Annotated in this window: 11 protein-coding genes; 7 read left to right on the forward strand and 4 right to left on the reverse strand. The window is 68.3% G+C overall.

Annotation, left to right across the window (positions count from 1 at the left end):
* Window positions 1-39 precede the first annotated feature (39 nt).
* The 4 genes from uppS to QSJ30_RS10700 are packed head-to-tail and all read left to right on the forward strand — an operon-like array spanning window position 40 to window position 3,920.
* Complete coding sequence (gene uppS / locus QSJ30_RS10685; protein ID WP_285609048.1) at window positions 40-726, forward strand: polyprenyl diphosphate synthase; 687 nt, start codon at window positions 40-42, stop codon at window positions 724-726.
* Entirely contained in the window at window positions 726-1,613 is an 888-nt protein-coding gene (locus tag QSJ30_RS10690) for a phosphatidate cytidylyltransferase (protein ID WP_285609050.1), read from the forward strand. Before uppS ends, QSJ30_RS10690 begins: the two co-directional genes overlap by 1 nt.
* Window position 1,614: 1 nt before the next feature.
* Entirely contained in the window at window positions 1,615-2,787 is a 1,173-nt protein-coding gene (gene dxr, locus QSJ30_RS10695) for a 1-deoxy-D-xylulose-5-phosphate reductoisomerase (protein ID WP_285609052.1), read from the forward strand.
* Window positions 2,784-3,920: a M50 family metallopeptidase gene (locus tag QSJ30_RS10700; RefSeq protein ID WP_285609054.1), complete on the forward strand. Its 1,137-nt coding sequence runs from the start codon at window positions 2,784-2,786 to the stop codon at window positions 3,918-3,920. The genes dxr and QSJ30_RS10700 overlap by 4 nt, the downstream gene beginning before the upstream one ends.
* On the opposite strand, the gene QSJ30_RS10705 is transcribed toward QSJ30_RS10700, so the two are convergent.
* The gene (locus QSJ30_RS10705) at window positions 3,921-6,800 is read right to left on the reverse strand and encodes a WD40/YVTN/BNR-like repeat-containing protein (protein WP_285609056.1); all 2,880 of its coding nucleotides are present in this window, start codon (window positions 6,798-6,800) and stop codon (window positions 3,921-3,923) included.
* A 46-nt stretch (window positions 6,801-6,846) separates the two neighbouring features.
* Complete coding sequence (locus QSJ30_RS10710; protein WP_285609058.1) at window positions 6,847-8,235, reverse strand: two-component system sensor histidine kinase NtrB; 1,389 nt, start codon at window positions 8,233-8,235, stop codon at window positions 6,847-6,849.
* A gap of 129 nt (window positions 8,236-8,364) precedes the next feature.
* On the opposite strand from QSJ30_RS10710, the gene QSJ30_RS10715 reads away from it, so the two are divergent.
* Entirely contained in the window at window positions 8,365-8,913 is a 549-nt protein-coding gene (locus tag QSJ30_RS10715; RefSeq protein WP_285609060.1) for a glutathione peroxidase, read from the forward strand.
* Here the strand turns inward: QSJ30_RS10715 and QSJ30_RS10720 are convergent, their stop codons facing one another.
* A complete protein-coding gene (locus QSJ30_RS10720) occupies window positions 8,914-9,600 on the reverse strand; it encodes a MarC family protein (protein WP_285609062.1) in 687 nt (228 codons plus the stop codon).
* Window positions 9,601-9,631: 31 nt separating this feature from the next.
* Here QSJ30_RS10720 and QSJ30_RS10725 point away from each other — a divergent pair, with 31 nt between their 5' ends.
* Window positions 9,632-10,246, forward strand: a complete 615-nt coding sequence (locus QSJ30_RS10725; protein ID WP_420798783.1) for an acyltransferase — start codon at window positions 9,632-9,634, stop codon at window positions 10,244-10,246.
* Between the two features lie 166 nt (window positions 10,247-10,412).
* Window positions 10,413-10,721: a hypothetical protein gene (locus QSJ30_RS10730; RefSeq protein WP_285609064.1), complete on the forward strand. Its 309-nt coding sequence runs from the start codon at window positions 10,413-10,415 to the stop codon at window positions 10,719-10,721.
* A 586-nt stretch (window positions 10,722-11,307) separates the two neighbouring features.
* On the opposite strand, the gene QSJ30_RS10735 is transcribed toward QSJ30_RS10730, so the two are convergent.
* The gene (locus tag QSJ30_RS10735; protein WP_285609066.1) at window positions 11,308-12,207 is read right to left on the reverse strand and encodes a hypothetical protein; all 900 of its coding nucleotides are present in this window, start codon (window positions 12,205-12,207) and stop codon (window positions 11,308-11,310) included.
* Between the last annotated feature and the right edge of the window lie 51 nt (window positions 12,208-12,258).

Below are 12,258 nucleotides of genomic sequence, written 5' to 3' on the forward strand. Positions count from 1 at the left end.
TAGCATGACCTTTTTCACCTTTCCGAGGTTTCCGGCGCGATGACCGTCCCGACCCATGTCGCCATAATAATGGACGGCAACGGCCGCTGGGCCGCGCAGCGGGGGTGGCCCCGCATCAAGGGCCACAAGGCCGGCGTGCAGGCCGTGGAGCGCATCCTGGAGGCCGCCTCGGAGGCGGGCATCCGGCACCTGAGCCTCTACGCCTTCTCCACGGAGAACTGGAAGCGCCCGCCCCAGGAAGTGGCCGCCCTCATGGCCCTCCTCCGCATGTACCTCCGCATGTTCGTCCATCAGCTCGCCAGGAAGGGCATCCGCTTCCACCACCTGGGGGCCCTGGAGGGCATGCCCGCCGGCATCCGGGCCGACATGAAGGCCCTGGAAGCGGCGACGGCCGGCAACACCGGCATGACCTTCCACCTGGCCGTGAACTACGGCTCGCGCCTGGAGCTGGCCCAGGCCGCCCGGCGCTGCGTGGAGGATGGCCTCCGTCCGGACCAGGTGGACGAGGCCGCCCTGGGCGCCCGCCTCTGGACCGCCGGCGTGCCCGACGTGGACCTGCTCATCCGCACCAGCGGCGAGCACCGCATCTCCAACTTCCTGCTCTGGCAGTCCGCCTACGCGGAACTCTACATGACCGACCTCCTGTGGCCCGACTTCGGCCCTGCGGAGCTGAAGGAAGCGCTCGAGGACTACGCCCAGCGCGAACGTCGCTTCGGGGGGATCTGATGGAACGGACCACGCCCAGGATGGACACCAAGAACATGACCGTGCGCATCACCACGGCCCTGGTCTTCGGTGTCTTCTTCTTCAGCCTCCTCTGGTTCGGCGACCGCCCCTGGGCCCCCTGGACCTACCTGGCCGTCATGGCCCTCGCCATCCTCATGGGCGTCCGCGAGATGACCCTCATGGCCCGGGTGCGGGGCTTCAACCCCTCCCTGGCCGCCGGCACCCTGGTGGGGTGGGGCATCCTTGCCCACTTCTTCCTGGCGACGGGCGGGCAGGATCCCCTGCCCCTCTGGCTGGTCTTCACCGTCGGGGCCCTGGTGATCCACTTCGGCGCCCTGTTCTTCGACCCCAAGCTGGAGGAGGCCCTGCCCAGCCAGGCCATCACCTGGCTCGGAGCCCTCTACCTGGGCTTCGGCCTGGGCTTCCAGCAGAAGCTGTTCATGCTGCAGGACACCCTGCCCCGGACCGGCAGCCGGCTCATTCTCGCCCTCTTCATCATCACGTGGTTCGGCGACAGCGCCGCCTACTTCGTGGGCACCTTCTTCGGCCGCCACAAGCTCGCCCCCCGCGTCAGCCCCAAGAAGAGCTGGGAGGGCGCCCTGGGCAACCTGGGCGGCAATCTGCTCGGTGCCTTCCTCATGCAGGCCACGGTCTGCCCGAAGTGGACCTGGGTGGACGTGGTGGCACTGGGCCTGCTGCTGGGCCTCGCGGGCCAGCTGGGCGACCTGGTGGAAAGCACCTGGAAGCGCAGCGCCGGCGTGAAGGATTCCAACGCCGGCGGCGTGTCCATCCCCGGCCACGGCGGCGTGCTGGACCGCGTGGACAGCCTCGTGTTCGCGGCGCCGGTGCTGTTCGCCTACGTGCACTTCGTCCACGGGTTCAATTGACGTGAGGCACCTCGCCCTCCTGGGGAGCACCGGCTCCATCGGCACCTCCACCCTCGACGTGGTGCGGGCGCATCCCGACCGGCTCTCCGTGGTGGCGCTGGCCGGGGGTCGGAACCGCGACCTGCTGCGGGCGCAGTGCGACGTCTTCCGCCCCCGCTGCGTCTCCGTGGGCTCGAAGGAGGATGCGGAGTGGCTGCGGTCCGCCCTGGCCTACCGGCCCGAGGTGCACTGGGGCGACGACGGCCTCCTGGCCTGCGCCCTCCATGCCGACGCCGACACCGTGGTGGCCGCCATCGTGGGCAGCGCGGGCCTGGCCAGCACCGAGGCCGCCCTGCGCGCCGGCCGCCGGGTCTGCGTGGCCAACAAGGAATCCCTGGTGGTGGGCGGCGCCCTCATGCACGAGGCGGCCCTGGCCGGCGGCGGCGAGCTGCTGCCCGTGGACAGCGAGCACGCGGCCCTGCACCAGCTGCTGGATGGCCGCGAGCCGGCCACCATCCGGGAAGTGCGCATCACCGCCAGCGGCGGCCCCTTCCGGGACTGGCCCCTGGCCCGCATCCAGGCCGCCACCATCGAAGAGGCCCTCAACCACCCCACCTGGAAGATGGGCCCCAAGATCACCATCGACAGCGCCACCCTCATGAACAAGGGGCTGGAGGTCATCGAGGCCTCCGTCCTCTTCGGGCTCACGCCGGACCAGGTGGCCGTCACGGTCCACCCCCAGAGCCAGGTCCACGCCATGGTGGGCTTCCACGACGGCAGCTATCAGCTCCAGGTCTGCGCCAACGACATGAAGCTCCCCATCCAGTACTGCCTGCTCTACCCGGACAAGCAGCCCGGCCCCGTGGCGCCGTACCCCTGGGAGGAGGCCCGCGCCTGGACCTTCGAGGCCCCGGACCTGGAGCGCTTCCCCTGCCTGGGCCTGGCCTTTGCGGCCCTGCGGGAGGGCGGCACGGCCCCGGCCCTGCTGAACGCCGCCAACGAGGTGGCCGTGGCCGCTTTCCTCCAAGGGCAGCTGCGGTTCTGGGACATCCAGGCCTGCAACCGCGACCTCCTGGACCGGATTCCCGCGGGGCCCATCGAGTCCCTCCCCCAGGTGCTGGATGCAGACCGGGCCGCGAGGCGTCATGCTGAAGGATGGGTCCGAGCCAGGGTCCGATCTTTCGGGTGTCCATGAACCGCTTCCGCCTGCCCCTGTCCTACAGCTTCGCCTTCGCCGCCGCCCTCCTCTTCGCCTTCAAGCTGCCCGGGGCCGGTTTCTGGGGTCCCGTGCTCATGCTGGGCGGTCTCATCTTCCTCCATGAGGGGGGGCACTTCCTGGCCGCCAAGTGGATGGGCATGCCCGTGGAGGTCTTCTCCCTGGGCTTCGGTCCCCGCCTGTTCGGCTTCAAGTGGCGCGAAACGGACGTGCGGCTGTCGCTCCTGCCCCTGGGCGGCTACGTGAAGCTGGCGGGCTTCAACCCCGAGGAACCCGGCGCCGAGGATCCCTACGGCTTCCTCCAGCAGCCCTTCGGCAAGCGCATGCTCTTCTACAGCGGCGGCATCCTGGCCAACCTGGCCACCACGCTGGTCCTCTTCGCGGCCGTGGGCATCCACCAGGCCCGCGTCACCAAGGTGCAGGAGACCTGGACCGTGGTGGAGCTCGTCCCCGGCGGCGCCGCGGAGCAGGGCGGCCTCAAGGTGGGCGACGAGCTGCGGGGCATCGGCGACCTGAGCTTCCCCGGCGCCGAGTGGGAGGCCGCCGTGGCCTACATCCAGGCCCATCCGGACCAGCCCGTGCCCTTCCGCCTCACCCGGGACGGGAAACCCATGGCGTTCCCCCTTACGCCCCGCGCTGAAGGCGGCAAGGGTCGCCTGGGCTTCATGCCCCTGCCCGTGGCCACGCCCCTGGAGTTCCGCCCCTTCCAGGCCGGCGACCTCCTGACGGGCGGCCGCTATGCGGTGGAGACCTCCTGGCGCCTCACGGGCCAGGTCTTCAGCTTCCTCAAGCGCCTCGTCACCTTCCAGGCCAAGAGCGCCGAGGTGGCCGGGCCCATCGGCATCATCAAGCAGGGCAGCCGGGCCGCCAAGCACGGCTGGGAGACCTTCCTCTTCATGTGCGCGGCCATCAGCCTGCAGCTGGCCATCCTCAACGCCCTGCCCATCCCGGCCCTGGACGGCGGCCACATGGCCCTGCTGGCCTTCGAGAAGGCGCGGCGCAAGGACCTCGCCATCGAGCTGAAGGAGAAGATCCTCACGGGCGGCTTCCTGCTGCTGGCCTCCCTCATGGCCCTGGTGATCTTCCTGGACCTGATGAAGCTGCGGAAGTAATCACTCCTCCTTCGGCGCCTCCACCACCACCTTGGTCTTGAGCGTCTGCCCGGCGGCCTCGAGGGTGAGGCTGTACTCGCCGGGCAGGACGAAGGGGCGGCGGCCCGCCGGCAGGCCGGGCCGGGCGGCCGGGTCCACCTGGAGGTCCCAGTCCACGCGGCCCAGGCCGGCGCCGGCCTGCAAGGTCCAGGTGCGCTGCACGGCGTCCTTCGCGTCCCGCAGGGTCAGGGTGGCGGCGCCGGCCCGGGCCAGGTGGAACCAGATGATGCAGGGCTCGGGCTCCCGGGTGCCGAACCAGCCGGGGCGGTCCTGCTTCCACCAGGCCTGGCCCTTCACCTTCGCGGGCTCGAACAGGTGGGCGGCCTGGGCGCGGACCTCCGGCGTGAGCTGCTCCAGGGCCCCGATGGGCGCCACGAAGGCGCTGCGGCCGTGGGTGCCCACCACCAGGTCCTTGGCCTTGGGCTGGATGGCCAGGTCGTGGACGGGCACATGGGGCAGGTCGCGACCCAGCACCTCCCAGCGCTGGCCGCCATCCAGGGAGGCGAAGACGCCGAAGTCCGAGCCCAGGAACAGCAGCTTCGGGTTGGCCGGATCCTCGCGGATGACGTTGATGTTTTCCGCGGGCAGGTTGCCCTTGATGGAGCTCCACGTCGCGCCGTAGTCCGTGGTCCGGAAGACGAGCGCCTCTCCGGTGTCCTGGCGGTAGGCGCTGAAGGTGGCATAGGCGGTGCCCTCATCGTGGGCGCTGGCCTCCACCCGCGTCACCCAGCGGTCCCTGGGCAGGCCCTTGTCCGCGGGCTTCCAGCTGAAGCCGCCGTCCCGGCTCACGTGCACCCGGCCGTCGTCCGTGCCGGCATAGAGCAGGCCGAAGTGTCTGGGGCTCTCCGCCAGGGTGGTGAGCGTCCCGAAGGGCACGTTCCCGGCCTTCGGATGGCTGGTGAGGTCCCCGCTGATGGCGGTCCAGGTGGCGCCCCGGTCCAGGCTGCGCAGCACCTTCTGACCGCCCGTGTAGAGGATGTCCGGGCTGTGGGGCGACATCAGGATGGGTGTCATCCAGTTGAAGCGGTGGGGCGTCTCCTTCAGCTGGTGGATGGGCCGGATGGCGGTGAGGCCCGACTTCTCCAGGCGGCTCATGTGGCCGAACTGGCTTTCGGTGTAGATCGTGGTGTTGTCCCGGGGATCCACCTGCACGAAGCCGCCGTCGCCGCCGTAGATGGCGCGCCAGGCGTCCGTCTGCTGGTTCGGCTTCAGGGGCGTGGCGGGCCCCGCCATCACGCCGTTGTCCTGGAGGCCGCCGTAGATCTTGTAGGGCTCGGCCCGGTCGGTGGTGATGGCGTAGAACTGGCCCACGGGCAGGTTCTTCACGTTGCGCCAGGTGCCGCCGCCGTCCGTGGAGACGTTCAGTCCGCCGTCGTTGCCCAGCACCAGGCGGCGGCCGTCCCGCGGGTCGATCCACAGGGCGTGGTGGTCGGGGTGCATCACGCTCCAGTCGTCGCCGTTGATCCCCTTGAAGGTGCGACCCCCGTCCTCGCTCTGGAGGGCGGGCATGCCCAGCAGGTAGACCTTGCGGTCATTGGTGGGATCCACCCGCACCTGGCCGAAGTAGTAGCCGTAGGTGTAGGTGAACTCGTCCAGGCGGCCCGGGTGGGTCCGGGTCCAGGTGGCCCCGCCGTCCCCGGTGGCGTAGAGCTCCGCTCCGATGATGTCCGTGTCGAAGAGGGCCTGGTCCGCGTCACCCAGCCAGTCCAGCAGGTCCTTCACCTTCACCTTGCCCGCCTTCAGGTCCGCCTGGAGGCCCTCGGCCGTCAGGTCCTTGGGGTAGCCGTTCTCCTTGAGGAAGGCCTTCAGGCGCTTCGGCTCCACCTTGGCCAGGGCCGCCTCGTCCAGGCCCCGGAGGCGCTTGGCCGTGAGGCGCTCCGGGTCCTCGAAGGGGTCCTGCTCCGTCGCGGGCCGCGGGGTCTGGTTGTCCACGAAGGCATAGAGCTTCTTCGGATCCTGCCGGCTCTGGGCCAGGCCCATGCGGCCCAGGCCCTCGCCCGAGGGCAGGCCGCCCTCGAGGCGCGCCCAGGTCTTCCCGCCGTCCGTGGTCTTGAACAGGCCCGAGCCCGGGCCGCTCTCCAGGAAGTCCCAGGGCTTGCGGTCCTTCTCCCAGAGGGTGGCGTAGAGCGTGTCGGGATCGGCGGCATCCATGAGCAGGTCCGTGGCGCCGGTGCGGGCGGGAGCCTTCAGCACCTGGGTCCAGGTCCTCCCGCCATCGGTGGTCTTGAAGATGCCCCGCTCGCCGCCTTCGGTGTAGAGCGGCCCCTGGGCCGCCACGTAGGCCACGTCGGGGTTCGCCGGGTGGGGCGCGATGCGGGCGATGCGGTGGCTGTCCGCCAGGCCGGCCGCCTGCCAGGTCCTGCCGCCATCCAGCGAGCGGAACACGCCCGCTCCGGCGTACGAGCTGCGGCTGGCGTTGGCCTCGCCGGTGCCCAGCCAGATCACCTTGGGCACGCCCGGCGCCCCCCACACCACGGCCACATCGCCCAGGGCGATGGCGGCGCCCTTGTCGAAGAGCGGCGTCCAGGTGGCGCCTTCGGTGTCCGTCCACCACAGGCCGCCGGTGGCGAAGGCCGCGAGCCAGTGCTGGGGCGCCCGATCGTCCACCGCCAGGGCCACCACCCGGCCGCCCTGGCCCATGGGGCCCACGTTGCGGAGGGGGATGGCCGCGAAGGGCGTGGCCGCTTCCATGGCCGTGCGCTGCTCGAAGGCGCCCAGGCGCGCCGCGGGCGCCGGCGTGGCCACCTTCGGGTGGAAGGCGGCGGCGGCCTGGGTCTTCGTGAGGGGCGCCTCCCCGGCCACGAGCAGGAGGGGCAGCAGGGCCAGGCCGACAGGTCGCATAGAAGCCTCGTGAGTTGAGGCCAGCATAGCCGGATCCCGCCCTTATCTAGTGGGGTGCCTCCGCGGGCACTCCGGCCCCGGCCCGGGGGAGCAGGATGCGGAAGGTGGTCCCCCGGCCGGGGGCCGTGTCCAGCTGCAGGGTCCCCCGGTGCTGGCGGACGATGCCGTGGACCATGGCCAGCCCCAGCCCGGTGCCGCGGCCCGAGGGCTTGGTGGTGAAGAAGGGCTCGAAGATCTGGGCGGCCACCTCGGGGGCCATGCCGCTCCCGGTGTCCGACACCTGGATTCCCACGTACTGGCCGGGCTCCGCGTCGATCCAGGCCCCGCAGTCCCGATCGCGGAGGGTCCAGTTGGCCGTTTCCAGGGTGATCCGGCCGGAACCCGGGATCGCGTCCCGGGCATTGACCACCAGGTTCGTCAGCACCTGCTCCAGCTGGGTGGGGTCCACCCAGGCCGTCCACAGGCCCCCGCCGGGGCTCCAGACGAGCTCGATGGACCCGCCCGCCAACCGCCCCAGGACCGGCAGGAGGTCCGCCACGGTCTGGTTGAGGTCCACCGCCTTCGGCACCATCGGCTGGCGGCGGGCGAAGCCCAGCATGCGGGAGGTGAGATCCGCCGAGTGCCGGGCGGCCTTGACGATCTCCTCCAGGTATTTCCGCTCGGGGCGGCCCTCCGCCAGCTGGAAGAGCGCCAGATCCGCGTTCGAGAGGATCACGCTCAGCATGTTGTTGTAGTCGTGGGCCACCCCGCCGGCGAAGCGGCCCAGGGACTCCAGCTTCTGCGCCTCATAGAGCTGGGCCTGGAGCTTCGCCCGCTCCCGCGAGTGGCTGTCCTGCTCCGTGATGTCCCGCGCGATGCCCAGCACGCCGACGAACCTGCCGGACTGGTCCAGCATGGGGGTCTTCAGGGTCTCGAGGAGGATGCGGGCGCCGCCATCCGCCAGGGTGATCCACTCCTCGTTCACCCGGGGGCCCCCGGCGGCCGTGGCCTCGCGGTCCTTCTGGCGGAAGAAGTCCGCCTCGCCCCTCGGCAGGAAGTCGTAGTCGGTCCGGCCCAGGATCTCCAGCTCCGGCGCGCCGAAGAAGCGCTCGAAGGCCGGGTTGCAGGCCAGGTAGACGCCCTCGGGATCCTTCAGCCACACCATGTCGGGGATGGCGTGGAGCAGGGTCCGCAGCTGGGCCTCGCGGCTGGCCACGCCGGCCACGAGGCGCTTCACCATGACGAACAGCAGGGTGGCGGTGACGGCCACGAAGGCCCAGCCCTTGAGGATGCTCAGGGTGGTCATCCAGGCGGGGTCCGGCGCCAGGGCCTGGACCAGGCGGTCGGAGAGCAGGATCCACAGCGCAGAGAGGAGCGCGTACCCCAGGGCGACCTTCGCGGCACCGGCGGTGGCGGCTTTCGGGGGCGGCGCTGGCTTCGGGCTGGGGTCGGGCATGGACATGTCCGGTTGCTCAAGAGGCTAGCGCAAATCCCGCCCAAGACCGCATACCCTCGCTCGTTTTTCTACCGGTCTGGCACGATCGCGCCCGGGTGGGCATCCAAGGCAGCGTCCCCCTGGAGCCCCATGCGCCTCGCCTCGATCCTTGTCCCGACCTTGGCCCTGTTCACCGGCCTCTCCCTCCCCGCCACCGAAAGGAAGGTCCCCATGTCCCTGCACGAGATCACCCTCCACACGCTGGCCGGCAAGCCCCAGTCCCTGGGCGTCTACAAGGGCAAGGTGGTGCTGGCCGTGAACGTGGCCAGCGAGTGCGGCTTCACGCCCCAGTACGCGGGGCTGCAGAAGCTCTACACCGAGTACAAGGACCGCGGCCTGGTGATCCTCGGCTTCCCCTGCAACCAGTTCGGCGCCCAGGAGCCCGGCTCCGCCGCCCAGATCGAGTCGTTCTGCCAGGCGAACTACGGCGTGACCTTCCCCCTCTTCGAGAAGCTGGATGTGAAGGGCGCGAAGCAGGCGACCGTCTACCAGTTCCTCACCGCCAAGCACGGCGAGCCCGCCTGGAACTTCCACAAGTACCTCGTGGGCAAGGACGGGCAGGTGATCGCCGCCTTCCCCAGCAAGGTGGCCCCCGACAGCGCCGAGCTGAAGGCCGCCCTCGAAGCGGCGCTGAAGTAGCTACTTCGTCGCGACGATGGCCGCCGGCGGCGTCTCGCGCATCTCGACGTAGAGGGCCTTCACGCCGTTGATGAGGAACTGCATGGCCACGGCCGCGAGGATGAGGCCCATGAGCTTGTTCACCACCTTGGTGCCGATGGCGCCCAGGCGGGCGAACACCACCGGGGCCTTGCGCAGGAACAGGTAGACGATCCAGGTGTTCAGGAGGATGGCGAGGAGCACCACGCCGTACTCCAGCCAGCTGATCCCCGCGATCATGCCCATCACCGTGGAGAGCGTGCCCGGGCCCGCCACCAGCGGGATGCCGAAGGGGATGATGGCGAAGTCCTCGGGCAGCTTGCGGCTGGCCTCGGCCTTCTCGTCCTCGGTGCTGCGCTCGCGGGGGTCCTCGCCGTAGAGCATGGCGATGGCCCGGTAGAGCACCAGCACGCCCCCCACGAAGCGCATGGCCAGGGCCGTGAAGCCGAAGAGGCTGAACATGAACTGGCCCACCAGGGCGAAGGCCAGCATGGCGGCGCCCGCCGTGAGCGCCGCCTTCTTCGCGCTGCGGCGCAGGGCCGGCGCCTCCATCCCCGCGGTGGCGCTGGCGAAGATCGCCGCCGCGCTGATGGGGTTCAGCACCGAGAACAGCGACGTCGCCACACCGAGGGCAAACGACAGGGTGGGCAGGGGGCCGAGGGTGGGCATGCGGGAAGTCTACAGCCTGTACACTCCCCCCATGCGCGACCTCGATGCCCTGAGAGAGCAGCACCAGCGCCGCCTGGCCTGGATGCCCTGGCTCTACTTCGCCCTCAAGCCGCGTCACCGCGCTTGGGCCGAGGCCTGGCAGGCGGAGGTGCAGGCTCGCCTCGTGGCCCAGGAGACCGTGACGCTCGGGACGGGCTGCTTCATCGCGCCGGACGCGGCCATCTTCGGCGAGCCGGGCCGGGGCGTGGTGCTGGGCGACCGCTGTGCCATCGCCGCCCAGGCCTTCCTCCACGGGCCCCTCACCCTGGGCGATGACGTCAGCGTGAACGCCGGCGCCCGCCTCGACGGCGGGCGCAAGGGCCTCACCATCGGCGACGGCACCCGCATCGCCAGCGGTGCGGCCCTCTACGCCTTCGACCACGGCCTGAAACCGGACCGCGCCATCAAGGACCAGCCCGTGCGCTCCCGGGGCATTCGCATCGGGCGCGATGTATGGATCGGCGCCAATGCCGGCATCACGGACGGCCTCACCGTCGGCGACCACGCCGTGGTGGCCATGGGCGCCGTGGTGACGAAGGATGTGCCCGACTGGGCCATCGTCGCGGGGGTGCCGGCCGTGGTGGTGGGGGACCGGCGGGACCGCTGACCACGTCGTCGCCTGCCACGCCGGTGGCCTCCAATGTTGCATTTCGCGCGGCGCTCCCAGTCCCTTCCACAGCCAACCGCCCTGATGACTTCACCTCCGGATCTGGCACAGCTCGTGAGATGGCCTCCATGCGGGGTGACTCACCCCGCTCCCGCAAGGAGGTCCCATGCGCCGTCTGGCCCTGCTCGCCCTCGCGACCCTCGCCGCCTTCCCCCTCTCCGCCCACAGCCCCTGGCACCGTCGCCCCCGCTGGGTGGTGGTCGAACGGGACGCCTGCCGCGATACCTACCGCCGCTGGGACGGCGACCGCTGGGAGCGCCGCGACCGTGACGACGGCTGCTACCCCGGCGCTTACTCCGGCTACGTCCGGTCCTACCGTGACGACGACTGCGGCGAGGGCCGCGTGGTCCTCCGGCCGCTGCCCCGCCCCCTGGCCCCGCCCTTTCAGGCCCGCGTGGAGCTTTGGCTCCGCTGACCTCCGGCTGATTGGACAGCCGCCGTCCGATCCTCTGCGGCAAGCTGGAGGGGCTTCAGCCAATCTCATTCAGACTTTTTTCGCCTTTACCCTTGACTTGAACGAAAAAAAGACGAATATCGTATGAACGGGACAGATGGAGCCCCCATGCGGACCTCTTTTCGCAGTTTCGGCTACAAGTTCAGCGGCTACTTCATGGGATACGGTGCTGCATCAAATGGTTGGGGTTAACAAACCTTTGCCAGATTTGGTTCCACGGATTAAGTCCCTCCTTAGAGGATTTCCTACTGTCAAGCGATACCGAACTGGCCCATTCCTCCGGTATCGCGCCAGGTAATGCGCCTGGCACGCTCCCGGATCGCGGGCTGTCCGTGCAGGCCCTCGACCCACTCCAACGCCAAAGACTGTACGAAACAAGCGGGTCACTTGCGCCCGGCCATGAGCCCCCGTGCCCACGGGGGGGCTCATGGCCGGGACACACGGCAGGGAAGGAACAACAGAAAAGGGCCGCCAGGCCCTTTTCTTGAACTGCCGCACTGTGGGGAGGTCTTCTCTCAAACACCAGCAGATAGCGCCGAAAATTAGATTAGGGTTTCTCTCGCAGCAATTTCTCCACGCGCTTTAATACTTCGAGAAGGTAGTCAGCATTGCTCAGGCCCTTGGGCTTACCGATATCCCGCCTTAGTGGCGATGAAGGGTCATTGAGTCCCCAATAGATCGTCATCCAATGCAGCCTGTTCACTTCTCCATCAACCGTTGGCCAATGATCCAAAAGGTCTGGCTCATCTTGAATATTTTTCAAAAGGTGGTCTCGTTCTACAGGGGTTAAGACCTTAATCAATCTTTGAGTGGCTTCTGCCATGGTGGTCGGAACATCCCTGGCTACGACAAACTTTGACGCATTGATGCTTTTCCCAACTTTGCTCAATTCCACTGATGAAGCTTTGAAATTGCCGCCCACTAGTCCAAGTAGATTTTGAACCAGATCAATTCTTGACCTCCCCTTCAAATGATTAAGCGTGATTAGTCGGATAATAACGACTCGACTTTGATCATCACATGCAACATAGATGTGGTCGGAAACACGGTTTGACAAATCTCCTCTACCAACACTGTAGACAACGAACCCATCGAACTTTTCTTTACCTACAGAGACACGGCTCCACTTTGGGAACTTCATCCAATCGTGGATACCCTTCGCTTCCACAAAGGATTCCATTCCTATCCATTGAAACGCGAACTCGCAATCAACGCCTAAGATATGAGCCCTATTGAGCCACCCACCTTCGGGCGATGCGATAGTTCCCAACTCTGGTTTGTGATAGCTGCTGAACCATTTTTCGGAACCGTAAGATGCCTTTCCATCCACAGAGACAATCCGGCGCGTTGGTGATGAGTGGGCCTCATTCTTTGGATAGTCCTGAGCCGCAGAATACAGAGACCCACAAAGGATCAAGTTAGCCAAAGGGTTGATAAGTCTCACCATGAGATCGACTCCTTGATGTAAGCGCTTCGCGGTGGCTCTGCCGATCTGATG

This window comes from Geothrix edaphica (assembly GCF_030268045.1).
GTDB lineage: Bacteria > Acidobacteriota > Holophagae > Holophagales > Holophagaceae > Geothrix > Geothrix edaphica.

Bases quoted from the DNA above. Each gene is read 5' to 3' on its own strand.
- QSJ30_RS10710 (WP_285609058.1), bottom strand. From the start codon at position 8,235: ATGCCCGACCCCAGCCCGAAGCCAGCGCCGCCCCCGAAAGCCGCCACC.
- QSJ30_RS10730 (WP_285609064.1), top strand. From the start codon at position 10,413: ATGCGCCGTCTGGCCCTGCTCGCCCTCGCGACCCTCGCCGCCTTCCCC.
- uppS (WP_285609048.1), top strand. From the start codon at position 40: ATGACCGTCCCGACCCATGTCGCCATAATAATGGACGGCAACGGCCGC.
- QSJ30_RS10735 (WP_285609066.1), bottom strand. From the start codon at position 12,207: ATGGTGAGACTTATCAACCCTTTGGCTAACTTGATCCTTTGTGGGTCT.
- QSJ30_RS10720 (WP_285609062.1), bottom strand. From the start codon at position 9,600: ATGCCCACCCTCGGCCCCCTGCCCACCCTGTCGTTTGCCCTCGGTGTG.
- QSJ30_RS10700 (WP_285609054.1), top strand. From the start codon at position 2,784: ATGAACCGCTTCCGCCTGCCCCTGTCCTACAGCTTCGCCTTCGCCGCC.
- QSJ30_RS10725 (WP_420798783.1), top strand. From the start codon at position 9,632: ATGCGCGACCTCGATGCCCTGAGAGAGCAGCACCAGCGCCGCCTGGCC.
- QSJ30_RS10690 (WP_285609050.1), top strand. From the start codon at position 726: ATGGAACGGACCACGCCCAGGATGGACACCAAGAACATGACCGTGCGC.
- QSJ30_RS10715 (WP_285609060.1), top strand. From the start codon at position 8,365: ATGCGCCTCGCCTCGATCCTTGTCCCGACCTTGGCCCTGTTCACCGGC.
- QSJ30_RS10705 (WP_285609056.1), bottom strand. From the start codon at position 6,800: ATGCGACCTGTCGGCCTGGCCCTGCTGCCCCTCCTGCTCGTGGCCGGG.